Consider the following 25,363-nt stretch of genomic DNA (forward strand, 5'->3'; position numbering starts at 1 on the left):
AGGAGCTCAGCGACGGTCCCGGCGACCGTCACGGCGGTTGCTGGAACGCTTGCGGTTGGCTGCGGCGGCGGCTGCCTGTTCCGCTTCGTTGGCATCGCTGGCGGCCTTTTCCTCGGCCGTGCGCTGGCGCTTGGGTACCGGCTGGAGGTAGATCTCTTCCGGTGGAATGCAGTCGAGCTTGCCGCCCAGCAGCTCCTCGATCGGCGGTAGCTGGAAGGCATCATCCTCACCGGCAAAGCTGATCGAGGTCCCCTTGGCACCGGCCCGGCCCGTGCGGCCGATGCGGTGTACGTAGTCTTCCGGATCGTCGGGCAGGGTGTAGTTGATCACGTGGCTGATGCCGTCGATATGGATGCCGCGGCCTGCCACATCGGTGGCCACCAGCACCCGCAGCTTGCCCTCGCGGAAATTCTCCAGCGTGCGCACGCGCTTGTTCTGCGGCACGTCGCCGGACAGCTGGGCGGCATTGACGCCGTCGCGTACCAGGCGCTCCTGGATACGGCGAACCTCATCCTTGCGGTTGGCAAAGACCATCACCCGTTCCAGCTCCAACTGGGTGATCAGGTTGTATAGCAGCTTATACTTGTCGCTGCTGCTGACGGCATACACCTGCTGGGTAATGTTCTCCGAGGCGGGGCGCTCGGGTTCGATTTCCACCACGGCCGGCTCCACGGTCCACTGCTGGGCCAGGTTCATCACGTCGTCGCTGAAGGTGGCGGAGAACAGCAGGGTCTGGCGATCGCCCTTGCGCGGCGTCTGGCGGATGATCTGGCGGACCTGGGGGATGAAGCCCATGTCCAGCATGCGGTCGGCCTCGTCGAGGATCAGTACCTCGACCAGATCCAGGTGCACCTCGCCACGATTGCAGAAGTCCAGCAGGCGACCCGGGGTGGCGACCAGGATGTCGCAGTATTTGCGTTCCAGCTGCTTGAGCTGCTTGTCGTAATCCATGCCGCCGACAAAGCCCATCACGTTCAGGCCGCAATACTTGGTCAGGCCTTCGGCGTCGTTGGCGATCTGCATGACCAGTTCCCGGGTTGGGGCAATGATCAGCGCCCGGGGTTCGCCCATGAAGCGTTCGTCCGGGGGCGGGGTCTCCAGCAGCTGGGTGATGGTGGAGATCAGGAACGCGGCGGTCTTGCCGGTGCCGGTCTGGGCGCGGCCGATGGCGTCATGGCCGAGCAGGGTATTGCCCAGCACTTCAGCCTGGATCGGGGTGCAATAGGTAAAGCCCAGATCCTGAATGGCATGCATCAGGCTGTCAGGCAGAGGGAAGTCATGGAAGCGAGTCTTGCCTTCGGCTGGCTCAACGGCAAAATCAGCGATGGACCAGGGCTTGGCCGGTGCCGGTGCCGGTCGCGGCTTGGCTTGCCGGGCCCGTTTAGGACGCGCTTCGCGCTGTTGTGGCTGGGCCGCGGCGGGCGGCGCAGGACGTTCTACCGCGGGCGCTATCGGCGCGGCCGCCGGCTCGATATGCGTTTCGTGGTGCGGCGCCGGGGTCTTGCCCGGCTTGAACAGTTTTTTCAGTGCCTTTAGCACAATCGTCTCTCGATGTGGTATGGGATCACCGAGCAGTGTAAAGGAAGCTCTGAAAAACTACTATGCGCAGCGGCCTTGCAGCGCCTTACAGCCCCAGCCGCGTCGCCAACCAGTTGCGGATGTCATTGATCTCGGCGGGGCAGACCTCATGGGCCATGGGGTAGGCGTGCCAGGTAGTGGCATGGCCAGCGGCCTGCAACAGGTCATGGGCCCTGCGGCCCATCTCCGGCTGCAGGATGTCGTCATGCAGGCCGTGGGCGAAGAAGGCCTCAAGGGTCGGCCCCTGCTGCTCGGCCAGCACTTGTTCGACGGTAGGGCCATAGGTCGACAATGCCATGACGCCGCCCAGGGGCAGGCCGCTCTCCAGGGCGGTATGCAGGATGACCGCACCGCCCTGGGAGAAGCCGGCGAGGATGATGCGTTCGGCGGCGATGCCGGCGGTTATCTGCTCATCAATCAGCCCGCGCACCATGGCCACGGACTCCGCCATCTGCGCCATGTTCATCACCCGCTGCGGGCTGATGCTGAGAATGTCGAACCAGCACGGCATGGGATAGCCGCCGTTGATGGTTACCGGGCGGGTGGGCGCCTGGGGGAAGATGAAGCGCACCCGATGGTCCGCCGGCAGCTCCAGTGCCTTGACCACCGGGACGAAGTCATAGCGATCCGCGCCCAGACCGTGCAGCCAGATGACGCAGGCATCGGCCGGCTGCGGGGATTCGATGATCAGGGCTTGGTTCGACATGATGACTCCTCAGGCGCGCGACATGAACTTGCCGCTCTCGGTATTGATGCGGACGACTTCGCCGGTCTCCAGGTATTCCGGAATCTGGATCTCCAGACCACTGGCGAAACGGGCTGTCTTGGTACGGGCACTGGCTGATGAACCCTTGATGGCAGGCGGCGTTTCCTCGATGGCCATCTCCACCACCGCCGGCAGCTCCACGCCCACCAGGTTGCCTTCCACTACCAGGCCATACAGCCCCTGGATGCCATCATGCAGGTACGGGATCTGTTCCTCAAGGGCATCGGCGTTCAGGGTGAACTGGGTGAAGTCCTCGTTATCCATGAAGGTGTAGCCGTCCGCGTCCTGATACAGGTACTGCACCGCGCGCTTCTGGAAGTCGATGGGGGTCAGGAAGTCGTCGCCGGTGAGGCTCTGGTCTAGCTTCTGCTTGGTTTGCACATGGTTGAAGCGCACCTTGTACAGCGTCGTGCCGCTGCGTGAAGAGGGACTCTTCACGTCAATCTGCGACACGATATACGGCTGGTTGTTGATCTGGATGATCTGGCCTTTTTTCAGTTCGGCGGCTTTCGGCATGGCGCTGGCTCGGTGAGGATAAAGAGGTGTTATTGTGCTTTTTCACCCTCTGGCGACGCAAGCGGCGCGTTGTCTTCCGTACGGCTGGATATCAACTGCTGCTGGCCCGCGCTGTTGAGCAGATTGATGTCCATCTGGCGCGCGGCGATCTCGATGCCGTGCTCGGCGAACAGCCGGTCGATCTCGCGGTTGGTCTCGTCAATGGCAGCGTTGCGGTCGTCGAGCTGGCGCACGTGCATGCGCAGCTCGTGCTCCAGGCGGTGGTCGTTGAATTCAAGGAAGAATACCAGCGGTTCGGGGTCGTCCAGCACCCGCGGGTTGCCCTGGGCGATCTGTAACAGCAGCCGGCGAACCAGCTCCACATCCGAGCCATTGGCGACAGCGACCCTGACCGTGACCCGGGTGACGGTGTCGGACAGCGACCAGTTGATCAGATGCTCGGTGACGAAGGTCTTGTTGGGGACGATGATTTCCTTGCGGTCGAAGTCGGTGATGGTGGTGGCGCGGATGCGGATGCGGTTTACTGTGCCCGACAGGTTGCCGATGGTTACCACATCGCCGATGCGTACCGGCCGCTCGAACAGGATGATCAGTCCGGAGACGAAGTTGGCGAAGATTTCCTGCAGGCCGAAGCCCAGCCCCACACCGAGCGCCGCCACCAGCCACTGCAGCTTGTTCCAGCTGACTCCCAGACTGGCCAGGAAGCCGATGATGCCGATGCCGACGATCAGATAGCTGAGCAGGGTGGTGATGGCATAGCTGCTGCCCTGGCGCAGCTCCATGCGTGACAACACCAGTATCTCCAGCAGTCCGGGAATATTGCGCGCCAGGGTAATGGTCAGGCCGGCAATGATGAGCGCGCCGAGCAGGTCGCCGGCACTGAGCGGCGCCATCAGCGGGTTATCAGCGGTGCCGCTGTTGTACTCCCACAGGGTAATGGATTCGAGATAGGAGGCGGCGCTGATCAGATCGGACCAGACCAGATAGATCAACACGCTGAACAGGATCAGCAACCCCAGGCGGCCGAGGCGCAGGGATTGCTGGTTGATCTGTTCCAGTTTGAGCTCGGGGATCTCCAGCGGGGTGTCATTCGGGGTGCCCCCGGCCGCCTCTTCGGCCTGGCGCTTGCTGATTGCCCGTTGATACGCCAGATGCCGGCCGGCTACCCGCAGGTTGCGCACCACTATGCCCTGCAGCAGTATCCAGGCGGTGATCAGATAGAGTGTATCGATCATGCGGTCGGCCAGACGCACCGCGGTGTAGTGATAACCCCAGATGGTCATCCCGGCCAGGATCAGCGGCGCCATGACCAGCAGCACCGAGGCGGCGAAGTGGAAAACCCGCGAGTTATTCAGTGGCTCGCTCTGGCGCATCATGCGGCCGATGAACAGGCTGAACAAGGCAAGGGTGGTGATCATCACCAGGCGGCCCAGCACATCCTTGTCCAGGTGCTCGGGGTTGGTGGTGGCCACGCTGATCACCAGCACCATGGGCAGCAGCACCCAGGCCAGGCGCCTGGTCAGCTTGCGCAGCCGCGCGACCTTGGCCGCCGACCAGCGGAAGTGGCGGATGGTGATGCCCTGGGCATCGAACAGGCGGTACATCAGGTGCAAGGCGAACCAGCTCATGGCCAGGTGGCGCAGCGCCCGCCCGAGGGTGGGCATCGCTGGCGTCTCGCCGTATTCCAGGGCGAAGCCGGTCCCGCCCAGCAGTATCGGGAGGGGCAGCACCCACACCGCAGTCAGCAGCAGCGCCAGGGGGGTGGTGCGCTGGCTGTCGTAGCGGTAATGGCCGACCTCCGCGTGCAGTTGCTGCAGGCGGCTGACCAGACGTTTGCGCAGCAGCAGCGGTAGCGCGGCCAGTGCCAGCAGCAGGATAAGCCAGCCGGGATGATCCTTGAGGGTCAGCAGAAAGCGCTGGGTCTGCGCCACCGGCTGCAGGTCCTGCCACTGGGACAGCATCTGCTCGGGCAGGTCCAGTATCCAGCTACGGCTGATCGGTGGGTTGCTGGCCACCCAGAACAGTTGGTCATCGATGGTCTGGCGCAGCTTGGTGCCAAGGTCTTGCAGTTGGGTTTCGCTGATCTGCAGCGCAATGGCTTCGCCCAGCAGGGTATTGATGTGCGTGCTGAGCTGTTCAACCAGGGTCGCCCGGCTACGGACCAGCTGCTGCAGATCGTCCTGCAATGTCTCGCGCTGATCCTCCGGTACCTGATTGAGCAGGCGCTGGAGATAGGCTTCGGGATTGCGCAGCTGCTCGCGCAGCTGATTGATTTCGAACTGGCGCAGGCGCATGTCCGCGACCGACTCGGTCAAGGTGCGGTCGATCTTCACCGCCGGCAATGTCAGCTTTTCCTGGTGTAGGATGCGCGACAGCAGCAGGCTGCCCTCCAGCACACTGATCTGTTGATCCAGCGCACTGGCCTGTTGGGTAAGGAAGTCGATCTGTTGGGTTATCTGGATGTTGCGGCGCGACAGCGCGCTGATCTGGTTGGATGATTCCAGCAGCTCTTCGCTGATCCGTTGGTTGATCAGGCTTTGCTTGTGCAGCAGTTGGTGATTGCTGATCTGCTCGGCCTCGGCGGTGGTATCGCTGATCACCTGTTCCGAGAGGCTGCGCCGTTTTTCGTCAATGACATCCTGTAATACATTGATTTCCCGGTCGATCTTGTCCAGCTCGGCAAGCAGCAGGCGGCGTTTCTCATTGGCCAGGTCGAGCAGGATATTGTTACCGGATAACTGCTGGCGGAGCAGGTTGCTGGAATGTTCCAGACTCAGCACTTCCGCTTCGGCCGCATCGATGCGTGCCTGGTTCAGTTGGCTCTGGGGCTGACGTTGCAGCTGGCGCAGTTGCTCGTTGAGCTCGGTGACCCGCGACTGGTTGGCGGAAATGCGGCTCTGGGTCTTTTCCGGACGGGTTTCTGCGGCGATCAGGTCGCTGTTGACCCGGGTCAGCTCGTTCTGCCAGTCATACATGCGTGCCACCAAGTCGCCCAGAGTGGCATCCAGGGTCTGCATGCTGCTGGGCGAAAACCGCTGGCGCAGGCGTTCCTCATTGACCGGCTGCAGGGAATCGATCTGCTGGCGTAATCGGCGCAGCTCATCCGGCGCATTGTCGAGGGTTTGCTGCAGGGCGGTCTGCTCCTCCTGCAGGGACTCGATGCGCTGCAGCGCGGCCAGGGTCTGCTGCCAGGCTTCCTGCAGTTGCTGCTGTTCGGCCGCCGACCGACCGCTGTCGGGCAGCGCGGCAATGTCCGCCTGCAATCGCTCGATAGCACTGGTATCGCCGTCTTCGTCCTGGGCATGGGCCATAAAGGGCAACCACGACAGGCAGGCGAGCAGGAGGAGGGGCAACAGTTTGAAGCGAGGCATGAAGGACGATCCGCAGTGAGCTGATCGCTAGGGTAGACCTCGGTGCGAGGGAAGGAAAGGGGGCGGGATGTCAGACGGATAAGACAACAGCCGGCCCATCAAGCCCCTCTCCCCTTGCGGAAGAGGGGTGGGCGAGAGGGGGAGGGTTTAGAACCACCCATCCCGCATTTCCATGCAGGTCTGATCCCGGGCATCCAGCAGGTTCAATTCGTGGTGGCAGGCCGGCACTTCCCAGGTCAGGAAGTAGCGCGCAGCCTGCAGTTTGCCGCGGTAGAACGCCTCGTCGGCGCTGTTGCCGCGGGCCAGGCCTTCCTCGGCACGAATGGCCTGCTCCAGCCAGCGCCAGCCGATGACGGTGTGGCCGAAGACCTTCATGTACAACGCCGAGTTGGCCAGGGTTTCGTTGACCTTGCCGCTGCCCAGATCGCCCAGCAGGCCCTGGGTTGTGGTCTGCAGGCGTTGCAGCAGTTGTTCCAGCGGCGCGCGCAATTCCTGCAGCGATGCATGCTCGCCGGCGCGCTGGACGCTGCTTTCGATCAGGCCGATCAGCTGGCGCAGGCCCGCGCCCTTGTTCTGGGTCAGCTTGCGTGCCAGCAGGTCCAGCGACTGGATGCCGTGGGTGCCTTCATGGATCGGGTTCAGGCGATTGTCGCGGTAGTACTGCTCCACCGGGTATTCCCGGGTATAGCCGTGGCCACCGAGGATCTGGATCGCCAGTTCGTTGGCCTTGAGGCAGAACTCGGAGGGCCAGGACTTGACGATGGGCGTTAGCAGGTCCAGCAGCTCGTGGGCCAGCTGGCGCTGCTCGTCGCTGGTGCCGGTCTTGCCGTCATCCACCAGACGGGCGCAGAACAGGCCGAGGTCGAAGGCACCTTCCACATAGGCCTTCTGGGTCAGCAGCATGCGACGGATATCGGCGTGCTCCACCAGCGCCACCTGCGGGCTGCTTGGATCCTTGCCATCGGGGTGACGACCCTGCGGCCGCTCCCGGGCGTAGTTCAGGGAATACAGGTAACCGGCGTAGCCGAGCATGATGGCGCCCATGCCGACGCCGATACGGGCCTCGTTCATCATCTGGAACATGTAGGTCAGGCCCTTGTGCGGCTCGCCCACCAGATAACCCACGCAGTTACCGTTGTCGCCAAAGTTCAGTGCGGTGGAGGTGGTACCGCGCCAGCCCATCTTGTGGAACAGGCCGGCCAGCACCACGTCGTTGCGCTCGCCCAGGCTGCCGTCATCGTTGACCAGGAACTTGGGCACGATGAACAGGGAGATGCCTTTGACGCCGGGCGGGGCATCGGGCAGCTTGGCCAGCACCATGTGCACGATGTTTTCCGACAGCGGATGATCGCCAGCGGAGATGAAGATCTTGTTGCCCTTGATGCGGTAGGTACCATCGCCAGCCGGCTCGGCGCGGGTGCGCAGGTCGGACAGCGACGAGCCGGCATGGGGCTCGGTCAATGCCATGGTGCCGAAGAAGCGGCCTTCGATCATTGGTTGGAAGAAGCGCTTTTTCTGGTCTTCGGTGCCGAAGGTGCCGATCAGGTTGCTGGCGCCCATGGTCAGCATCGGGTAGGACGAGGTGGCAATGTTGGCCGACTGGAAGTGCGCGAAGCAGGCGCGCGACAGCAGGTTCGGCAGCTGCATGCCGCCCTCCTCGAAACTGCGCCCGGCATTCTGGAAGCCGGCTTCGATAAAGGCGTCCACCGCCGGCTTGACCTCGGGGATCAGGGTGGCGGCGCCATCCACGTACTCCGGCTCGTTCTCGTCGCTCTTGCGGTTGTGCGGGGCGAAGTATTTCTCGGCGATCTGCCGGGCCGTATCCAGCGCGGCATCGAAGGTTTCCCGGTTGTGGTCGGCGAACCGCTCACGCTGGGTCAGTTCTTCGGCATTGAGCACTTCGTAGAGTTCGAATGCCAGGTTACGGGAGTCGAGCAAGGTGTCGGTCATGGCTGCTGCCCTTCAAGGTCGTCTCACGACAGGCTGCGTGCGGCCGGGTTGCTGGCTACGCGCGCGGGTCGGAGGTTGGATAATAATGTGCCGCAGTGTATGCGGCACATTACCAGCGGGGGAACAGCCATTGATGGTATTGATACAAGGGGATCAAAAATCTCAGAACAGCCGCAGGGGCGGCTCGTCCAGTGCGGCGCGCTGCTCGCGCAGGGTGAGAATCTGCTCGGCCCAGTAGCGCTCGCTGGCAAACCAGGGGAAGTGCATGGGAAAGGCGGGGTCATCCCAACGCCGCGCCAGCCAGGCACTGTAGTGCATGAGCCGCAGGCTGCGCAGCGATTCGATCAGGGGCAATTGGCGCGGATCAAAGTCATGGAATTCGTTGTAGCCATCAACCAGTTCGGACAGTTGGGCCTGCCGCTGATCACGCTCGCCCGAGAGCATCATCCACAGATCCTGGATCGCCGGACCGCGGCGGCAGTCATCCATGTCGACCATATAGAGACTGTCGTCCCGCCATAGCAGGTTGCCCACGTGCAGGTCACCGTGCAGGCGAATGCTCTGGTAAGGGTGGTCGCGGTAGATCTGGTCGATCCGCGCCAAGAGGTCGTCGGCCACCGAAAAATAGGCCGGGCGCAGGTTCTCCGGCACGCTGTCGTGTTCGCGTAGCCAGGCGATGCATTCGTGGCCGAAGCTCTGCGGCGTCAATTCGGGCCGTTCGACAAAGGGCTGCATGGCACCCACGGCGTGCAGACGGCCAAGCAATCGACCGAGCATGAGGAGATGGTCCGGGTTGTCGAATTCCGGTGCGCGCCCGCCAAAGCGCTTGAACAGGCTGAAGCGGAAGCCCGCAAATTCGAACAGCGTCTGGCCATCGATCTGCATCGGCGGGATCACCGGGATGTCCCGTTCGGCCAGCTCCAGGGAGAACTGGTGCTCCTCGAGAATGGCCGCATCGCTCCAGCGCTCGGGGCGGTAGAACTTGGCAATCAGTGGTTGAGCACCTTCGATACCGATCTGGAACACGCGGTTCTCGTAACTGTTCAGCGTCAGGGTTCGAGCGTCGCTGACAAAGCCGAGCGACTCCACCGCATCCAGCACGGTATCGGGGGTCAGCAGGGCGAAAGGGTGACTCATATTCAGCTCCAGGCAGGACGCGGCAAGCTGCAGTGGTCCGCATCAATAAGGTGATAGCACAGTTGCCTGCAGCTTACAGGATTGCCGACCTACGCGGTGGCCAGTCACAGGCATAGCGGTTTTATGGCGTGCGCGCGACACACCAGATACTGACGCTGGCGGCTCCTGCGGCCAGCAGGGTGCGGCTGGCCTCGTTGGCCGTGGTGCCGGTGGTTACCACGTCATCGAGCAGGGCGATGTGTTTGCCGTTGACCCGATCCGGGTGGGTGCAGGCGAAAGCATTGCGCAGATTCTGCCGGCGGGCCTGGGCATCCAGCCCTTGCTGGGGTGCCGTGGGCTGCTGGCGTATCAGGCTCGTACGATCCAGTGGCAGGCGCAGCGCCCGGGCAATCGGGCGCGCCAGTTCCAGGGCCTGGTTATAGCCGCGCTGGGCTTGCCGGGCGCGGTGCAGCGGCAACGGTATCACCAGATCCGGCAGGGCTTGTTCGTGTGCGTGGTAATGATGCTTGACGGCCTGCAACAGCAGGCGTGCCAGGAGCCGGCCATAGGTTAGCTGCTGGTGGTATTTGAACGCTGGGATCAGGCTGTCCAGCGGAAAACCGTAGCGAAAGGGCACGACCACTTGGGCAAAGGCCGGGGCCTGCTGCAGGCATTTACCGCACAGCAGATCGGCCTGGGGCAAGGGCAACGCGCAGCAGCGGCACGCCGGTCCCAGCCAGGGAAGGTCATTGAGGCAACCATGACATAGGCATTCGGGAATGCCGCTGGCGTTGCCCAGACAAAGCAGGCATCGATTGAGATGGTTAAAAGATAGCCAGTTGTAAACCGTATTCTTCATATTTGGTTGACAGTATCCTTGCCGTCATTATCATGCGTTGCATTGATCGCCCTGAATAAAACCAAGGAAAGCCGATGACTGCGCCTGTTACCCGCCACGATTGGAAACCCGCCGAAGTGCTGGCCCTGTTGCGCCAACCCTTCAATGATCTGCTGTTCCAGGCGCAGACCGTGCACCGCCAGCATTTCGATGCCAACCGGGTGCAAGTATCCACGCTGCTGTCGATCAAGACCGGCGCCTGCCCCGAGGACTGCAAGTATTGCCCCCAGTCCGGCCACTACAACACTGGCCTGGACAAGGAGAAGCTTCTCGAGGTGCAGAAGGTGCTGGACGAGGCGGCCGCGGCCAAGGCCATCGGCGCCACCCGGTTCTGCATGGGCGCGGCCTGGAAACATCCGTCTGACAAGGATATGCCCTACGTGCTGCAGATGGTGCGCGGCGTGCGTGAACTGGGTCTCGAAACCTGCATGACGCTGGGCAAACTGACCAAGGAACAGACGGCAGCACTGGCTGACGCCGGGTTGGATTACTACAATCACAACCTGGATACCTCGCCGGAGTTCTACGGCAGCATCATTACCACGCGCACCTACAGCGACCGGCTGCAGACCCTGTCCTACGTCCGCGATGCCGGCATGAAAATCTGCTCGGGCGGTATCCTCGGCATGGGCGAGTCGCTGGAAGATCGCGCCGGCCTGCTGATCCAGCTGGCGAACCTGCCGGAGCATCCCGAGAGCGTGCCGATCAACATGCTGGTCAAGGTCGCCGGCACCCCCCTGGAAGACGCCGAGGACATCGACCCCTTCGATTTTATCCGCATGCTTGCCGTGGCCCGGATCATGATGCCCAAGTCCCACGTGCGGCTGTCCGCCGGTCGCGAGCAGATGAACGAGCAGACCCAGGCACTGGCCTTCCTTGCTGGCGCCAACTCCATCTTCTATGGCGACCGGCTGCTGACCACCAGCAACCCGCAGGCCGAGAAGGACATGCGCCTGTTCGATCGCTTGGGTATCAAACCGGAAGAGCGCCAGGAACATGATGACGAAGTCCACCAGGCAGCCATCGAGCAGGCGCTGCTCGAACAGCGCGACAGTGCCATGTTCACCAACGCAGCGGTTTAACCAAGCTGGAAGCTTGAAGCTGGAAGTTGTCGGGAGTGTGCGGCACGCTTTGCTTCTAGCTTCTAGCTTCTAGCTTCTAGCTTCTAGCTTCTCTACTGAGATTCCTATGTCCTTTGATCTTGCTGCGCGCCTGGCCGAGCGCCGTGCCGCCCATCTTTACCGCCAACGGCCGCTGCTGACCTCGCCGCAGGATGTACACATCCGCGTCGATGGCCAGCCGCTGCTGGCTTTCTGCAGCAATGATTATCTGGGGCTGGCCAATCATCCTGAAGTGGCCGAGGCGATGGTCGAGGGTGTGCGCCGCTGGGGCGTGGGGGGTGGGGCGTCCCATCTGGTGATTGGGCACAGCGAAGCGCATCACCAGCTGGAAGAGGCCCTGGCCGAGTTCACCGGGCGGCCGCGGGTGCTGTTGATGTCCAGCGGCTACACCGCCAACCTCGGTGTTATCACCGCGCTGGTAGGGCAGGGCGATACCGTGCTGCAGGATCGACTGAATCATGCCTCCCTGCTGGACGCCGGCCTGTTGAGCGGCGCCCGTTTTTCCCGCTACCTGCACAATGACGTGGACAGTCTGGAAAAACGCCTGGACAAGGCCACCGGCAATACCTTGGTGGTGACCGACGGCGTCTTCAGCATGGATGGCGATCTGGCAAAGCTGCCGGCGGTCTGCGCCGCCGCGCACCGGCGCCAGGCCTGGGTCATGGTTGACGACGCCCATGGTTTTGGCTGCCTGGGCCCTACGGGCGCCGGCATAGTCGAACACTACGGTTTGAGCGCCACAGATGTGCCGGTGCTGGTGGGTACCCTGGGCAAGGCGTTCGGTACTGCCGGTGCCTTTATTGCTGGCAGCGAGGAACTGATTGAAACCCTGATCCAGTTTGCGCGCCCCTACATCTATACCACCAGCCAGCCACCGGCCGTGGCCTGGGCCACCCTGAAAAGTCTGCAGCTGCTGCGCGACGAGCGCTGGCGCCGGGAGCATCTGGCTGATTTGGTCGCGCGCTTTCGCACCGGTGCTGCGGAGCTGGGCCTGCAATTGATGGACAGCGCCACGCCCATTCAACCGCTGCTGATCGGGGACAGCGCGCGCGCCATGCAACTGTCGGCTGCCTTGCGCGAACGGGGCGTGCTGGTCACGGCCATCCGGCCGCCAACCGTGCCCCAGGGCACGGCGCGGTTGCGCGTGACCCTGTCGGCGGCGCACAGTGCGGCGGATATCGACCGCCTGCTGGAAACGCTGCAGCAGGCGCTGAGCCATCTGCCGGAGCACACCCCATGAATCACCTCACCCTATTACCCGGCTGGGCCCTGGCCCCGCAAACCATGCAGCCGTTGCGTGCCGCCCTGACCGAACGCCTGCCAGATACCCCGGTGAGCATCCAGCCCCTGCCGGCGATCCAGCTCTCCAGCCTGGAAACCGACCTCAGCACCCTGGCGCAGCAGATCAAGCCGGGGGTACTGGTTGGCTGGTCGCTGGGCGGTATGCTGGCCGTGCAACTGCACCGGCGCTTTCCCGAGCATTTTCCCCGGGTCATCACCCTGGCGGCCAATGCCTGCTTCGTCGAGCGTAAAACCTGGCCGGTGGCGATGCCGACGGATGACTTCAAGGCGTTTTACAACGACTATCGCGAAGCGCCGGAGAAGACTCTCAAGCGCTTTGGTCTGTTGGTAACCCAAGGCAGCGAGCAGGCGCGGCAACTGACCAGGGAGTTGGTCTGGGATGACCTTGACCCGGCGCAGCGCCTGCATGCCTTGGCGGTGCTTGGCATCCTCGACAACCGCGTCGCGCTCGGTCGGCCGACGCAGCCGATGCTCCACTGCCTGGGCGCCCGGGATGCGCTGGTCCCCACCGGGGCCGCGCCGTCGATTGCCGAGCTGCACGAATCATCGCGGGTGGTGGTGCATCCCACGGCAGGCCATGCCCTGCCGCTGGAGCAGCCTCTGTGGCTGGCCGAGCAAATTGCCGGCTGGCTGGAGGCCCAGCATGGCTGAGGCAATGCCTGACAAACGCCAGATCGCTGACTCCTTCAGCCGCGCCGCAGCGACCTATGACCAGGCGGCCGCGCTCCAGCGCGCCGTCGGGAATAATCTGCTGGCGCGTCTGCCGCGGGATGTCCACCCGGTTGATCTGGTTGATCTTGGCTGCGGCACTGGCTACTTCAGCCGGGCGCTGGCGGCGCGTTTCGATGCGCCGGTGACCGGGCTGGATCTGGCTGAAGGCATGCTGCGTCACGCCCGGCAGGCGAGCCCGCCTGGCGGGCATTGGATCGCCGCCGATGCAGAAGCCCTGCCGCTGCGTGACGGCTCCCAGGATCTGATCTTTTCCAGTCTGGCACTGCAGTGGTGTCCGGACCTGTCGCTGGCCCTGAGTGAAGCCCTGCGGGTGCTGCGTCCGGGCGGCTGCCTGGCGTTCAACACCCTGCTTGATGGCAGCCTGCATGAGCTGCGTACCGCCTGGCGGGCGGTGGACGACTTTGTGCACGTGAACCGCTTCATGACCGCCGACGAGCTGCAGGGCATCCTCGCCGCGGCGGGTTTTGCCGACTGGCGTTGGGAGGTGGAAGAGCATTGCCTGCACTACCCACGCCTGGGGGAACTTACCCACGAACTCAAGGCGCTAGGCGCCCACAATATCAACCCGGGCCGCCCGGGGGGCTTGACCGGTCGGGCACGGCTGCGTCAGCTCACCGAGGCCTATGAACAATTTCGAACCCAACAGGGGCTGCCCGCCAGCTGGCAAGTGGCGCAGATCCTGATGGTCAAGCCTGACACTGTCTGAACCGGACCCCTCGCCATGCCAAAACGCTATTTCATCACCGGCACTGATACGGAGATCGGTAAAACCACCATCGCCGCAGCACTCTTGTATGCCGCCCGCCAACGGGGCTTATCCACCGCTGCGGTAAAGCCGGTTGCCGCCGGCTGCGAGCACACGCCCGACGGGCTGCGCAACGAGGATGCCCTGGCACTCCAGGCGCAATGCTCGTCCCCACTCGACTACGAGGCGATCAACCCGGTGGCATTGGCCCTGCCCATCGCGCCCCATATCGCCGCCCGCGAAGCCGGAGTCGCACTCACCGCGGCGCGGCTGGCCGATCCCTGTTTCAGGATGTTCGAGCGCGGCGCTGATCTGACGGTGGTGGAAGGAGTGGGGGGCTGGCGGGTGCCCCTGAATGACCGGGAGACCCTGGCGGACCTGGCGCAGGAGCTGGGTGAGCCGGTGATACTTGTGGTGGGATTGCGCCTGGGCTGCATCAATCATGCGCTGCTGACGGCCGAAGCCATTGCCCGCGACGGCCTGCGGCTGGCGGGGTGGGTTGCCAATCAGATCGATCCGCAGATGGAGCGCCAGCAGCACAACCTGGAAACGCTGCGCGTGATGCTGCGCGCGCCCTGCCTCGGGGTGGTGCCGCGAGTCGAAGGGGGCAGTGCGGCGGCAGTGGCCGCCCATTTGCAGCTGGACGCGCTGCTGGGTCCGACCGCCGGCCTGTCCAGCTGATGTCTTATATGCTTGAATAGGCATATTGCCACTACGTGAGTTGCTCGCCATGGCCTCGCTCGATCTGCTGTCCTCCGGCTTTGACGCTGTGCGTCAAGGCCAATACCGCGCCAATACCACTGCCGCAGATATTGCCCGCGCGGGTGCGCCGGTTAGCGCTACGGCTGCGGGGTCAATCCCATTGCAGCCCGCTACCGGCCAGCCGGCCGCCACCACCCGGGTGGAGAGCAACCGCCCCGTCAACCTGGTCAACAGCCTGGTCGATCTCCAGCAAGCCCAACAGGAAGCGCAGGCCGGTGCTGCGATCATCGATATCGCAGATGAAGTACTGGGTACGCTGATTGATGTTCATGCTTGAACCCTTCCCCCGCTAGATCTCCGCTAACGCATGGGAGCTTGCCGCGCCCGGCCCCGGCCGCGCGCTATCCCTATCTCCGTCACTGATTCTCTGCCTCCCTGTGTTACTGCTAATCTCGATAGCATTGCGTCGGGTTTTTCATCCGGCGGGGCTTGACATTGCCTGGGCTGAAACGTAAGTTTCAAACACGTGTTTGAATGGGCCGTCCGGCTCGTCGCCGTTCCGAATCCTGAAATAATCGTTGAGGTCAGTACACCATGCCAGAATACAAGGCTCCCTTGCGCGACATCCGTTTCGTGCGCGACGAAGTACTGGGATATGAAGAACATTACAGCAGCCTGCCGGGATGCGAAGACGCTACCCCCGACATGGTTGATGCCATCCTCCAGGAAGGTGCCAAATTCTGTGAGCAGGTCATTGCCCCGCTGAACCGGGTTGGCGATACCGAAGGTTGCACCTGGTCGCCTGAAGGCGTGAAAACGCCGACCGGCTTCAAGGAAGCCTACGAGCAGTTTGTTGAAGGCGGCTGGCCGAGCCTGTCGCTCGACCCCGAATACGGCGGCCAGGGGCTGCCGGACTCGCTGGGTCTGGCAGTGAGCGAAATGGTTGGCCAGGCCAACTGGTCCTGGGGCATGTACCCGGGCCTGTCCCACGGCGCGATGAACACCATCGAAGCCCATGGCACCGACGAGCAGAAGCAGGTGTACCTGACCAAGCTGGTCTCCGGCCAGTGGACCGGCACCATGTGCCTGACCGAACCCCATTGCGGTACCGACCTGGGCATGCTGCGCACCAAGGCCGAACCGGCTGGCGACGGCAGCTACAAGATTTCCGGCACCAAGATTTTCATCTCCTCCGGTGAGCACGATATGGCCGAGAACATCGTCCATATCGTACTGGCCCGCCTGCCCGATGCCCCCGCCGGCACCAAGGGTATCTCCCTGTTCATCGTGCCCAAGGTGTTGCCGAATGCCCAAGGTGAGAATGGCGAGCGTAACGCGGTTACCTGTGGCTCCCTGGAGCACAAGATGGGTATCCACGGCAACGCGACTTGCGTGATGAACTTCGACGGCGCTACCGGTTTCCTGATCGGCCCGCCGAACAAGGGTCTGAACTGCATGTTCACCTTCATGAACACCGCGCGTCTGGGTACCGCCCTGCAGGGTCTGGCCCACGCCGAAGTGGCGTTCCAGGGTGGTATCAAATACGCCCGCGAGCGTTTGCAGATGCGCGCCCTGACCGGCCCGAAAGCCCCCGAGAAGCCCGCCGATCCGATCATCGTGCATCCGGATGTGCGCCGCATGCTGCTGACCATGAAGGCCTTCGCCGAAGGCAACCGCGCCATGGTGTACTTCGCTGCCAAGCAGGTGGACATCATCAAGCGCAGCACCGATGAAGAGCAGAAGAAGCATGCTGACTCGCTGCTGGCCTTCCTCACCCCGATCGCCAAGGCGTTCATGACCGAGGTGGGTTTCGAAGCAGCCAACCATGGCGTACAGATCTACGGCGGCCACGGTTTTATCTCCGAGTGGGGCATGGAGCAGAACGTGCGTGATTCGCGCATCTCCATGCTGTACGAAGGCACCACCGGCATCCAGGCGCTGGACCTGCTCGGCCGCAAGGTGCTGATGACTCAGGGCGCTACCCTGCAGAACTTCACCAAGATAGTGCACAAGTTCTGCAAGGGTCAGGAAGGCAACGAGGCCGTTCAGGAATTCGTCGGTCCGCTGGCCACCCTGAACAAGGAATGGGCCGATATCACCATGAAGATCGGCATGAGCGCAATGAAGGACCGGGAGATGGTCGGCGCCGCGTCGGTGGACTACCTGATGTATTCCGGTTATGTCTGCCTGGCCTACTTCTGGGCCGACATGGCCCGCGTAGCTGCCGAGAAACTGGCGGCCGGCGGTGGTGACGAAGCCTTCTACAAGGCCAAGCTGCAGACTGCGCGCTTCTATTATCAGCGCATCCTGCCGCGCACCCGCGCCCACGTGGAAGCCATGCTGTCCGGTTCCGCGAACCTGATGGACATGGAAGAAGAGAACTTCTCGCTGGGGTACTGATCCTCCCAGAGTTGAGTTGATCTTTAAAAGCCGCTCCTGGTAACGGGGCGGCTTTTTTGTTGGCGTTGTGTGGTGTTGGCTGAGGGGGCGTGGTCTGTGCATAGCCGGCTGGCCCTGACCGGACCCGCTCGGGCCGTCCATGGGCGCTCGTGTGATGGCCTTCCCTGGCCATCACACGGTCCGGCCAGGGCCAACCGGCTACGCACTTGTCGAAAGTGTGCTGGCTGAAAAAAGCTACCTGCCGCTTCGATTGTTAGCGAGGGGCGAGCCTACAGGGAAGTATTCACGGCGTGTCCGTATAACCGCCACCAACTTGCACCCAGGCTCACCAAGCGCCCGCAGCATCCGCCTATAAGCCGTCCCAGGCCAGGCGTACGCCGCTGAATTGCCAGCGGGCCCCGGCAGGGAAAAAGTTGCGGTAGGACGTCCGGCTATGTCCCGTTGGCGTAGCCAGCGAGCCGCCGCGGAGCACCATCTGGTTGATCATGAACTTGCCGTTGTACTCCCCAACCGCACCGGCCGCGGGCTGGAAGCCGGGGTAGGGCAGGTAGGCGCTGTTGCACCATTGCCAGACCTCATCAAACAGGCCGTGCAGCTGATCGCTGTGGGTGGCGGCATGCTCCCATTCCGCTTCCGTGGGTAGGCGCGCGCCCGCCCAGCGGGCATAGGCGTCGGCTTCATAGAAGCTGATGTGGCTCAGGGTGGCGTCATCGGCCAGGGGTTGCAGCCCGTGCAGGGTGAACACCTGCCAGCCGTCTTCCTGGTGCTGCCAGTACAGCGGGGCTTGCCATTGGCCGCTGACCACCTGATCCCAACCGTCGGATAGCCACAACTCTGGCCGCTGATAACCGCCATCGCGGATAAATGCCAGGTAATCACCGTTGGTTACATTGCGGCTGGCCAACTGGAAGGACTCCAGCCAAACCCGGTGGCGCGGCAACTCATTGTCGTAGCAGAAGCCGCCAGCCCCGTGCCCCACCTCGACCAGGCCGCCGTCGAATGCCAGTCGGCTCGCCGGCGGCTCCGCCACGGGATGCTGATCCTTGCCGGAGGGGCGCCAGGCCGGGTACAGCGGGTTGCGGGAAAAATGCTGCTTGAGATCGGTCAGCATCAGTTCCTGGTGCTGCTGTTCATGGTTGAGGCCCAATTCGACCAGGGCTGTCAACTCAGTGGATAAAGCCCCGGCCGCGATTGCCTCTTGCATGTGCTGATCCACGTGGCTGCGGTAGGCCAGCACCTGTTCGAGCGACGGCCGGGACAGCATGCCGCGCTCGGGCCGGGCATGGCGGTCGCCCACGCCAACGTAGTAGGAATTGAACAGCACCTTGAAGGCGGGATCGAAAGGCTCGGGAGCGGCGGCCAGCGCCGCCAGCACGAAGGTTTCAAAAAACCAGCTGGTATGGGCCAGGTGCCATTTCAGCGGGCTGGCTTCAGCGCAGGACTGCAGCTGGCAGTCCTCCGCCGACAGGCCTTCGATCAATTCTACGCTGTACTCGCGCACCTGGCTGAAGCGTGCGCTGAGCACCGCGCCCTCGATAAAGGGTGGTCTAGAGGTCATTCAGGACTCCGCGAGAAAAACGCCGAACCACTCCTGCGGGTCGGTCCACAGATGCTGGCAGTTGAAGCCGGCCCGGGCCAGCAGTGCGCTGAAGCCATCGGTGGTGTACTTGTGGGAATGTTCGGTAAGGATATAGTCCCCAGCTTCGAAGCGTCGTTCCCGGTCGGCCAATTGCACGCGGTGGGATCGTTGCGCTACCAGGCGCATTTCGATGCGGTTATGCACCGGATCGTATACCGCCTGATGGGCAAAGTTGGCGGGATCGAAATCGGCATGCAGCAGGCGGTTGGCGACCTGCAACACATTGAGGTTGAAGGCGGCGGTCACACCCTCGCTGTCATCATAGGCGGCCCGCAGAATGTGCGCGGGTTTGACCAGATCCACGCCAATCAGCAATTGACCCTCGTCGCCGCAGTGACTGCGGATACCCTGCAGCAGGCGCAGGGCGTCGGCCTCGGCGAAGTTGCCGATGGACGAGCCGGGATAGAAAAAGACCGGGGGATTAGCTTCGTCCTCAGCCAGCAGATCAGCGAGGTCGAGGCGCCGGGTGAAATCACTGACCACGCCGATGCACTCCAGATCGGGATGCTCACTGGCAATGTCAGCCAGGCAGCTCTGCAGGAAGTCGCCAGCGATATCCACGCCGATCAGCCGGGCTGGCGTCACGTATTGCAACCAGCGGCGGGTCTTGCTGCAGTCGCCGCAGCCCAGATCAATCCACTGGGCGTGATTGGCCAGGGCGGAGCTCATGTCATCGGCGTGCTGCTCGAAGATGGCCGCTTCGGTGCGGGTCAGGTAATACTCGTCCAGCTCGCAGATGCGGGTGAACAGCTCGCAGCCGGTATCGTCGTAGAAATATTTGGGGTTGATGCTGGGTTGGGGTTGCAGCAGTCCATCGAGAAGCTGTTGGTGTTCAGTGCCACAATCCGGTGGCAGTAGATTCTCCAGGCGGGGAAGAGGCGTGGCGGTGTTCACGGCATGTTCCTGTGTTGGGGTCGCATAACGGTCTCTTGAACCTAGCACACCCACCGCAGATCGCCATTACACCGCCAGCGGTTTACTCCGCGTTCTCCACTACCTCGCGGATCAGCTTGAACAGTTTGCGCGAGGCGGCCGGTGGTTTGCCTTCCGCTGCTTCCTTGGTGGCCTGGCGCACCAGTTGCCGGATGGTCTGGCGATCGGCATCGGGATAGGCTTCCATGAACGCCTGCTGCTGCTCCGGTTTGCCGGTCAGCAGGCGGTCGCGCCAGCGCTCCATCTGGTGGAAGAACTGGGCGTGGGCCTGGCTGCTGCTGTCGAGGCGGTCGATGTAGGCCTGGATCGCCTCGACGTCCTGGTCGCGCATCAGTTTGCCGACAAAGCTCAAGTGCCGCTTCAGGGCGCCCCGGGCGGTGTGGCGATGGGCTTCATCCAGTGCCTTGCGCATCTCATCGGTGAGGTTCAGCTTTTCCAGCTGGTGCGGCTTGAGCTCGGTCAGGCGCCGGCCGAGCTCCTGCATGGCGTGCATTTCGCGTTTGACCTGACTTTTGCTCTTCTCGTCTTCCAGCTCGTCATTGTCGTGTTCTTCAGGAAAATCTGTCATGGTTGCTGCCCGTTCACCGGTTCTGTTCAATGCCTCATGATACCCGTTCACAGGCCGGCTGTCCGGGGTACAATGGCCGCCTACGAGGAGATCACATGACCGAACAGCTTCCTGTCCAGCACGATGACGACCCCAGTGCCCTGTGCCAGCAACTCGAACAGCGCGTGGCATTCATACTCGACGAGGCGCGCCGCCAGGGCGCTTCGGCCTGTGAAGTAGCCGTCAGCCAGAACACCGGCCTGTCGGTGGGGGTGCGCTGCGGTGAAGTCGAGACAGTCGAGCTGAACCGGGACCAGGGTTTCGGTATTACCCTGTATCTGGACCAGCGCAAGGGCTCGGCCAGCACCTCGGATACCTCTGACGAGGCCATCCGGGCGGCGGTCGAGGCGGCGCTGGTGATTGCCCGCAACACCTCTCCTGATCCGTACTCCGGCCTGGCCGACGCCGAGCTGATGGCGCGGGATATTCCCGATCTGGATCTGTATCACCCCTGGGCCCTGGATGCCGACGCGGCGATCGAGCGGGCGCTGCGCTGCGAAGCCGCGGCGCTGGCGATGGACCCGCGGTTAAGCAGCGACAGCGCCAATATCAGCAGCCAGCAGGGCTGCCGGGTCTATGGCAACAGTCACGGCTTTATCGGCAGTTCGCTGGGCACGCGCCACAGCGCCTCGGCGGTGCTGATCGTCAACACCGAAGACGGCATGCAGCGGGACTACTGGTATACCGTCGACCGCAAGGCCGAGCGTCTGCTGGACCCCGAAGCCTTGGGGCAAAAAGCCGCCGAGCGGGCGCTGGCACGGCTGGGCGCCAAACCGGTGAAAACCGCCAAGGTACCGGTGCTGTTTGCCGCCGACCAGGCCGCCGGGTTGCTGGGTCAGTTGATCGGCTCGATTTCCGGGGGCGCGGTCTACCGCCAGTCGACCTTCCTGCTGGACGCCATGGGCACCCGGGTATTCCCCGAGTGGGTGACCATCGATGAGCGCCCCCATTTGCGCCAGGCTCTGGGCAGCGCCGGGTTTGACGGCGATGGCCTAGCCACCCGCGCGCAGAGCTTCATTGAGCAGGGTGTACTGCAGAGCTGGGTATTGAGCACCTATTCGGCGCGCCGGCTGAAGTTGGCCAGCACCGCCAATGCTGGCGGCGTGCACAACCTGCATATCAACTCCAACGCCGGCGACCTGCCGGCGCTGCTGCAGGAAATGGGCACCGGCCTGCTGGTGACGGAGCTGATGGGGCAGGGTGTCAATGGCGTGACCGGGGACTACTCCCGCGGTGCTGGCGGATTCTGGGTCGAAAACGGTGTGATCAGCCATCCGGTACGGGAAGTCACCATCGCCGGCAATCTGAAGGACATGTTCGCCAACCTGCGCTGCGTCGGCTCGGATATCGAACGCCGCGGCAACTACCTGACCGGCAGCTGGTTGATTGATGGGATGACCGTTGGGGGCGCCTGAGGCGCCCCCAACGGGAGCTTCTAACTTCAAGCTTCCAGCTGTGGTTATTCTCCTTCGCCGAAGTAGTCGTTGACCAGGCCGACGAGATCTTCCATGGCCTGTTCGGCCTGCGCGCCCTCACAGCGGATACAGATTTCACTGCCCTTGCTGGCGGCGAGCATCATGACTTGCATAATGCTCTTGCCGTCGACCAACTGCTGTTCACTAGCGCCGACCCGGACATCGCAGTCATGCTGCTTGGCCACACCCACAAACTTGGCTGCCGCCCGGGCGTGAAGACCCAGTTTGTTGATGATTTGCACGCGTTGCGTCAGCTGCGTCATGGCAGGTCCCGGTGGCGAATGAGCAGGTTGGAGGAGTGCACGCTGAGCTCCTTGACCAGGCGCTCGGCGATATACACCGAGCGGTGGTGGCCGCCGGTGCAGCCAATGCCGATGCTCATGTAGCTGCGCTCGCCCGCGGCATAGCGCGGCAGCCACTTCTGCAGGAAATGGAAGATGTCCTGGTACATGTCCTGGACGTCCGGTTCGGCGTCCAGGTAATCCCGAATCTGCTGGTCCTTGCCGGAAAAGGGCCGCAGATCCGGCTTCCAGTAGGGGTTGGGCAGGCAGCGCACGTCGAACACCAGGTCGGCATCGACCGGCACGCCGCGCTTGAAGCCGAAGGATTGGATAAGGATCGAGGGGCTGTTGCTCTGGCTGCTGAGCAGGCGCTGCTTGAGCAGGTCGCGCAGCTGATAGAGCGTCAAATGGCTGGTGTCGATCTTGAGGCTGGCCAGATCGATGATGGGTTCGAGCAGCTTCAACTCCGCTGCAATGGCCTCGCCGAGGGACAGGTTGCCGTCAGTCAGCGGATGCTTGCGGCGGGTTTCCGAGAACCGCTTGATCAGCACTTCATCGGTGGCGGCGAGAAACAGTACATCACAATGGATACCAGCGTCACGCACCTGCTTCAGCAGGTCCGGGAAGCGCTGCAGATCGCTGGGCAGGTTGCGCGCATCGATGCTGATGGCGACCTTCGGCAAGCTCAGATCGGTGTTGTTGGCCTGCCGGGCCAGTTCCGGCAACAGGCCTGCCGGGAGGTTGTCGATACAGTAGAAGCCGTTATCTTCCAGAAGGTGCAGGGCGGTACTCTTGCCGGACCCGGATCGTCCGCTGACTACAACCAGACGCATCAGTGTCAGTCTCCGCTGGTGCCGACCATGACCCGATACAGGGTCTCTGCATCCGGCGCCTGTCGCAGGGCCTCGCGCAAATCTTCCTGGTCAAGTTTCTCGGCGAGCATCTTGAGTATCTGCAAATGCTGCTCGGTGGCCTCGTGGGGCACCAGCAGCACGAAAATGAGATCGACCGGCTCGCCGTCCAGGGAGTCGAAGTCGATCCGACCGTCGAGCTGCAGCAATGCACCTATGGCGTGGCTGCATTGCTCCAGACGGCAATGGGGGATGGCGATGCCGTTGCCGAAGCCGGTCGAGCCGAGCTTTTCCCGGGCGATCAGACTCTCGTAGATCGCATCGGCATCCAGGTCGGTGTGCTGGGCGATCATCTTGCCGATCATCTCCAGCACACGTTTCTTTGAGCCCCCCTGCACACCGGTGAAGGTGAGCTGGGGGGTGAGTACGTTATCTATCTGCATGGGTTCGCTTGCTATATAGCCTTACCGGTCATTGACGCCTTGCTGGCGGCCAATGTGTTTTTCCTTGTGTTTGATCAACTGGCGGTCCAGACGGTCGGCCAGCAGGTCGATGGCGGCATACATATCGGTATGTTCCGCTTCGGCAACCAGGTCGTTGCCGGCAATATGCAGGGTACCTTCGGCCTTCTGCTGGAGCTTGTCTACTTGAAGGGTGATTTGCACGCTGATGATCTTGTCGAAATGGCGTTCCAGGCGGGCCATTTTCTCGGTGACATAGTCACGCAGTGCGTCGGTGATATCGAGCTGAAGACCAGTGATGTTCATTTGCATAACACTTCTCCTGATTGGCTTGATAGACCGGGGTGCCGGAGGCGGCTACCCCAATGATGCCACTTCTCGTATCCGATTTCCTTGATCCACCTCGTGTCAGACCAGCCTTTTCCTCTCGCTTGATGGTGCTATGTTGAGCGACTCGCGGTATTTGGCGATGGTGCGTCGCGCCACGTGGATGCCTTGTTCCTCAAGTAGACCAGCGATCTTGCTGTCACTCAATGGTTTCTTCGGGTTTTCCGCCGCGACCAGCTTCTTGATCAGCGCGCGAATGGCCGTGGACGAGAATTCGCCGCCCTCGCTGGTGCTGACATGGCTGGAAAAGAAGTACTTGAGCTCGAAGATGCCCCGCGGGGTGTGCATGAACTTCTGCGTGGTCACCCGGGAAATGGTCGACTCGTGCATGCCCACGGCTTCGGCAATGTCATGCAGCACCAGCGGCTTCATGGCTTCTTCGCCATGTTCGAGAAAGCCGCGCTGGTGCTCGACGATCTGCGTGGCGACCTTCATCAGTGTCTCGTTGCGGCTCTGCAGGCTCTTGATGAACCAGCGCGCCTCCTGCAGATGGTTGCGCAGGTAGGTGTTGTCGGTACTGCTGTCCGCCCGCTTGACCATGGAGGCGTACTGGCTGTTGACCCGCACCTTGGGCGCGGCTTCCTGGTTCAGCTCGACAATCCAGCGGTTCTGGTCGCGGCGTACGATCACATCCGGAATGACGTATTCCGCTTCGCCAGAGGCGATTTCACCACCGGGCCGGGGGTTGAGGGTCTGGATCAGCGCCACCACGTCGCGCAATTGGTCTTCCTTGAGCCGGGAGCGGCGCATCAGCTGGGCAAAATCGCGGCTGCCGAGCAGCTCCAGGTGATCACGGACCACCCGTTTCGCCTCTGCCAGCAAGGGGGTGGAGGGCGGCAGCTGCTGCAACTGCAGGTGCAGGCATTCGCTCAGGTTGCGGGCGCCAACCCCGGTCGGTTCAAACTGCTGGATCCGGTGCAACACCATTTCCACCTCATCCAGCTCTACTTCCAGCGCTGGATCGAGGGAGGCGAGGATGTCCTCCAGGGATTCTTCCAGGTAGCCGTCGGCGTTGATGCCGTCGATCAGGGCGACGGCGATCTGGAAGTCGGTATCGGATAACGGCAACAGGTTGAGCTGCCATTCCAGGTGGCTCTGCAGGGTCTCGCCGGTGCCGGTGCGTGAGGTGAAGTCCCAGTCCTCATCATCCGAGCTGGGCAGGGAGCTGGCAGAGGTCTGGTAGATGTCCTCCCACTGGGTATCCACCGGCAGCTCATTGGGGATCTGCTCGTTCCAGTTGCCGTCTTCTTCGCTGTGGCTGTGCTGATCGATGGTCTGCAGCTCGACGGGCTCGGGCAGGGTGGTGGCAGGCGCCTCGTCGTTGCCGCTGCTGTCGCCGGCGCCCGGGCCGAAGTCGTCATCGCCGTCGTCGGCCATTTCCAGCATGGGGTTGGCTTCCAGTGCTTCCTGCACCTCCTGCTGGAGATCCAGGCTCGACAACTGGAGCAGTCGGATGGCCTGCTGCAGCTGGGGAGTCATGGTCAGCTGCTGCCCCATCTTGAGGACGAGCGATGGTTTCATAGTGTTGCGAT

Annotated in this window: 23 protein-coding genes; 7 read left to right on the forward strand and 16 right to left on the reverse strand. The window is 62.7% G+C overall.

Annotated features, from left to right (window positions below; genetic code table 11):
• Nucleotides 1-6: 6 nt before the first annotated feature.
• From rhlB to VG99_RS00735, 7 genes are all read right to left on the reverse strand, one after another.
• Nucleotides 7-1,539 (reverse strand): ATP-dependent RNA helicase RhlB, encoded by a 1,533-nt coding sequence (gene rhlB, locus VG99_RS00705; protein WP_082049949.1) that lies wholly within the window; start codon nt 1,537-1,539, stop codon nt 7-9.
• An 85-nt stretch (nt 1,540-1,624) separates the two neighbouring features.
• Nucleotides 1,625-2,284, reverse strand: coding sequence for an alpha/beta hydrolase (locus tag VG99_RS00710; RefSeq protein WP_044497733.1), 660 nt, complete (start codon nt 2,282-2,284; stop codon nt 1,625-1,627).
• A gap of 9 nt (nt 2,285-2,293) precedes the next feature.
• Nucleotides 2,294-2,860 (reverse strand): elongation factor P-like protein EfpL, encoded by a 567-nt coding sequence (efpL, locus tag VG99_RS00715; protein WP_044497735.1) that lies wholly within the window; start codon nt 2,858-2,860, stop codon nt 2,294-2,296.
• A gap of 29 nt (nt 2,861-2,889) precedes the next feature.
• Nucleotides 2,890-6,231 (reverse strand): mechanosensitive channel MscK, encoded by a 3,342-nt coding sequence (gene mscK / locus VG99_RS00720; RefSeq protein WP_052508641.1) that lies wholly within the window; start codon nt 6,229-6,231, stop codon nt 2,890-2,892.
• 147 nt (nt 6,232-6,378) lie between these two features.
• Complete coding sequence (locus tag VG99_RS00725; protein WP_044497736.1) at nt 6,379-8,181, reverse strand: acyl-CoA dehydrogenase; 1,803 nt, start codon at nt 8,179-8,181, stop codon at nt 6,379-6,381.
• A 162-nt stretch (nt 8,182-8,343) separates the two neighbouring features.
• Complete coding sequence (locus VG99_RS00730; protein WP_044497737.1) at nt 8,344-9,318, reverse strand: serine/threonine protein kinase; 975 nt, start codon at nt 9,316-9,318, stop codon at nt 8,344-8,346.
• A 121-nt stretch (nt 9,319-9,439) separates the two neighbouring features.
• A complete protein-coding gene (locus VG99_RS00735; RefSeq protein ID WP_044497738.1) occupies nt 9,440-10,156 on the reverse strand; it encodes a ComF family protein in 717 nt (238 codons plus the stop codon).
• Between the two features lie 74 nt (nt 10,157-10,230).
• Between VG99_RS00735 and bioB the strand changes: the two genes are divergently transcribed.
• From bioB to bioD, 5 genes are all read left to right on the forward strand, one after another.
• Nucleotides 10,231-11,277: a biotin synthase BioB gene (gene bioB, locus VG99_RS00740; RefSeq protein WP_044497740.1), complete on the forward strand. Its 1,047-nt coding sequence runs from the start codon at nt 10,231-10,233 to the stop codon at nt 11,275-11,277.
• A gap of 106 nt (nt 11,278-11,383) precedes the next feature.
• The gene (gene bioF, locus VG99_RS00745) at nt 11,384-12,556 is read left to right on the forward strand and encodes an 8-amino-7-oxononanoate synthase (protein WP_044497742.1); all 1,173 of its coding nucleotides are present in this window, start codon (nt 11,384-11,386) and stop codon (nt 12,554-12,556) included.
• Nucleotides 12,553-13,269, forward strand: coding sequence for an alpha/beta fold hydrolase (locus VG99_RS00750; RefSeq protein WP_044497743.1), 717 nt, complete (start codon nt 12,553-12,555; stop codon nt 13,267-13,269). The genes bioF and VG99_RS00750 overlap by 4 nt, the downstream gene beginning before the upstream one ends.
• On the forward strand, nt 13,262-14,056 hold the full coding sequence (gene bioC / locus VG99_RS00755) for a malonyl-ACP O-methyltransferase BioC (protein ID WP_044497744.1): 795 nt from the start codon (nt 13,262-13,264) through the stop codon (nt 14,054-14,056). Before VG99_RS00750 ends, bioC begins: the two co-directional genes overlap by 8 nt.
• Nucleotides 14,057-14,071: 15 nt before the next feature.
• On the forward strand, nt 14,072-14,776 hold the full coding sequence (gene bioD / locus VG99_RS00760; protein WP_044497745.1) for a dethiobiotin synthase: 705 nt from the start codon (nt 14,072-14,074) through the stop codon (nt 14,774-14,776).
• Between the two features lie 172 nt (nt 14,777-14,948).
• On the opposite strand, the gene VG99_RS15980 is transcribed toward bioD, so the two are convergent.
• Nucleotides 14,949-15,128 carry a hypothetical protein gene (locus VG99_RS15980; RefSeq protein ID WP_158023855.1) on the reverse strand — a complete coding sequence of 60 codons (180 nt, stop codon included), beginning with the start codon at nt 15,126-15,128 and terminating at the stop codon, nt 14,949-14,951.
• A 263-nt stretch (nt 15,129-15,391) separates the two neighbouring features.
• Between VG99_RS15980 and VG99_RS00770 the strand changes: the two genes are divergently transcribed.
• Nucleotides 15,392-17,197, forward strand: coding sequence for a phenylacyl-CoA dehydrogenase (locus tag VG99_RS00770; RefSeq protein ID WP_044497747.1), 1,806 nt, complete (start codon nt 15,392-15,394; stop codon nt 17,195-17,197).
• A 349-nt stretch (nt 17,198-17,546) separates the two neighbouring features.
• Here VG99_RS00770 and egtB read toward each other — a convergent pair whose 3' ends face one another.
• The 3 genes from egtB to yjgA form a co-directional block, all read right to left on the reverse strand.
• Nucleotides 17,547-18,755: an ergothioneine biosynthesis protein EgtB gene (gene egtB, locus VG99_RS00775; RefSeq protein ID WP_044497749.1), complete on the reverse strand. Its 1,209-nt coding sequence runs from the start codon at nt 18,753-18,755 to the stop codon at nt 17,547-17,549.
• On the reverse strand, nt 18,756-19,730 hold the full coding sequence (gene egtD / locus VG99_RS00780; protein WP_052508642.1) for an L-histidine N(alpha)-methyltransferase: 975 nt from the start codon (nt 19,728-19,730) through the stop codon (nt 18,756-18,758).
• A gap of 82 nt (nt 19,731-19,812) precedes the next feature.
• Nucleotides 19,813-20,337 (reverse strand): ribosome biogenesis factor YjgA, encoded by a 525-nt coding sequence (gene yjgA, locus VG99_RS00785; protein WP_044497751.1) that lies wholly within the window; start codon nt 20,335-20,337, stop codon nt 19,813-19,815.
• A gap of 95 nt (nt 20,338-20,432) precedes the next feature.
• Here yjgA and pmbA point away from each other — a divergent pair, with 95 nt between their 5' ends.
• A complete protein-coding gene (pmbA, locus tag VG99_RS00790; RefSeq protein ID WP_044497753.1) occupies nt 20,433-21,791 on the forward strand; it encodes a metalloprotease PmbA in 1,359 nt (452 codons plus the stop codon).
• A gap of 44 nt (nt 21,792-21,835) precedes the next feature.
• On the opposite strand, the gene VG99_RS00795 is transcribed toward pmbA, so the two are convergent.
• The 5 genes from VG99_RS00795 to VG99_RS00815 form a co-directional block, all read right to left on the reverse strand.
• Complete coding sequence (locus tag VG99_RS00795; RefSeq protein WP_044497755.1) at nt 21,836-22,114, reverse strand: HPr family phosphocarrier protein; 279 nt, start codon at nt 22,112-22,114, stop codon at nt 21,836-21,838.
• On the reverse strand, nt 22,111-22,965 hold the full coding sequence (rapZ, locus tag VG99_RS00800) for an RNase adapter RapZ (protein ID WP_044497757.1): 855 nt from the start codon (nt 22,963-22,965) through the stop codon (nt 22,111-22,113). Before rapZ ends, VG99_RS00795 begins: the two co-directional genes overlap by 4 nt.
• Nucleotides 22,966-22,970: 5 nt before the next feature.
• Nucleotides 22,971-23,426, reverse strand: coding sequence for a PTS IIA-like nitrogen regulatory protein PtsN (gene ptsN / locus VG99_RS00805; protein ID WP_044497759.1), 456 nt, complete (start codon nt 23,424-23,426; stop codon nt 22,971-22,973).
• A gap of 21 nt (nt 23,427-23,447) precedes the next feature.
• Complete coding sequence (gene hpf, locus VG99_RS00810) at nt 23,448-23,756, reverse strand: ribosome hibernation-promoting factor, HPF/YfiA family (protein ID WP_044497760.1); 309 nt, start codon at nt 23,754-23,756, stop codon at nt 23,448-23,450.
• Between the two features lie 96 nt (nt 23,757-23,852).
• On the reverse strand, nt 23,853-25,352 hold the full coding sequence (locus VG99_RS00815) for an RNA polymerase factor sigma-54 (protein ID WP_044497761.1): 1,500 nt from the start codon (nt 25,350-25,352) through the stop codon (nt 23,853-23,855).
• Between the last annotated feature and the right edge of the window lie 11 nt (nt 25,353-25,363).

The organism is Pseudomonas saudimassiliensis, from assembly GCF_000939975.1.
GTDB lineage: Bacteria > Pseudomonadota > Gammaproteobacteria > Pseudomonadales > Pseudomonadaceae > Halopseudomonas > Halopseudomonas saudimassiliensis.

What these genes read in the sequence shown, in the direction of transcription:
- VG99_RS00710 (WP_044497733.1), bottom strand. Translation starts at nt 2,284, where the DNA reads ATGTCGAACCAAGCCCTGATCATCGAATCCCCGCAGCCGGCCGATGCC.
- efpL (WP_044497735.1), bottom strand. Translation starts at nt 2,860, where the DNA reads ATGCCGAAAGCCGCCGAACTGAAAAAAGGCCAGATCATCCAGATCAAC.
- mscK (WP_052508641.1), bottom strand. Translation starts at nt 6,231, where the DNA reads ATGCCTCGCTTCAAACTGTTGCCCCTCCTCCTGCTCGCCTGCCTGTCG.
- VG99_RS00725 (WP_044497736.1), bottom strand. Translation starts at nt 8,181, where the DNA reads ATGACCGACACCTTGCTCGACTCCCGTAACCTGGCATTCGAACTCTAC.
- VG99_RS00730 (WP_044497737.1), bottom strand. Translation starts at nt 9,318, where the DNA reads ATGAGTCACCCTTTCGCCCTGCTGACCCCCGATACCGTGCTGGATGCG.
- VG99_RS00735 (WP_044497738.1), bottom strand. Translation starts at nt 10,156, where the DNA reads ATGAAGAATACGGTTTACAACTGGCTATCTTTTAACCATCTCAATCGA.
- bioB (WP_044497740.1), top strand. Translation starts at nt 10,231, where the DNA reads ATGACTGCGCCTGTTACCCGCCACGATTGGAAACCCGCCGAAGTGCTG.
- bioF (WP_044497742.1), top strand. Translation starts at nt 11,384, where the DNA reads ATGTCCTTTGATCTTGCTGCGCGCCTGGCCGAGCGCCGTGCCGCCCAT.
- VG99_RS00750 (WP_044497743.1), top strand. Translation starts at nt 12,553, where the DNA reads ATGAATCACCTCACCCTATTACCCGGCTGGGCCCTGGCCCCGCAAACC.
- bioC (WP_044497744.1), top strand. Translation starts at nt 13,262, where the DNA reads ATGGCTGAGGCAATGCCTGACAAACGCCAGATCGCTGACTCCTTCAGC.
- bioD (WP_044497745.1), top strand. Translation starts at nt 14,072, where the DNA reads ATGCCAAAACGCTATTTCATCACCGGCACTGATACGGAGATCGGTAAA.
- VG99_RS15980 (WP_158023855.1), bottom strand. Translation starts at nt 15,128, where the DNA reads ATGAACATCAATCAGCGTACCCAGTACTTCATCTGCGATATCGATGAT.
- VG99_RS00770 (WP_044497747.1), top strand. Translation starts at nt 15,392, where the DNA reads ATGCCAGAATACAAGGCTCCCTTGCGCGACATCCGTTTCGTGCGCGAC.
- egtB (WP_044497749.1), bottom strand. Translation starts at nt 18,755, where the DNA reads ATGACCTCTAGACCACCCTTTATCGAGGGCGCGGTGCTCAGCGCACGC.
- yjgA (WP_044497751.1), bottom strand. Translation starts at nt 20,337, where the DNA reads ATGACAGATTTTCCTGAAGAACACGACAATGACGAGCTGGAAGACGAG.
- pmbA (WP_044497753.1), top strand. Translation starts at nt 20,433, where the DNA reads ATGACCGAACAGCTTCCTGTCCAGCACGATGACGACCCCAGTGCCCTG.
- VG99_RS00795 (WP_044497755.1), bottom strand. Translation starts at nt 22,114, where the DNA reads ATGACGCAGCTGACGCAACGCGTGCAAATCATCAACAAACTGGGTCTT.
- rapZ (WP_044497757.1), bottom strand. Translation starts at nt 22,965, where the DNA reads ATGCGTCTGGTTGTAGTCAGCGGACGATCCGGGTCCGGCAAGAGTACC.
- ptsN (WP_044497759.1), bottom strand. Translation starts at nt 23,426, where the DNA reads ATGCAGATAGATAACGTACTCACCCCCCAGCTCACCTTCACCGGTGTG.
- hpf (WP_044497760.1), bottom strand. Translation starts at nt 23,756, where the DNA reads ATGCAAATGAACATCACTGGTCTTCAGCTCGATATCACCGACGCACTG.
- VG99_RS00815 (WP_044497761.1), bottom strand. Translation starts at nt 25,352, where the DNA reads ATGAAACCATCGCTCGTCCTCAAGATGGGGCAGCAGCTGACCATGACT.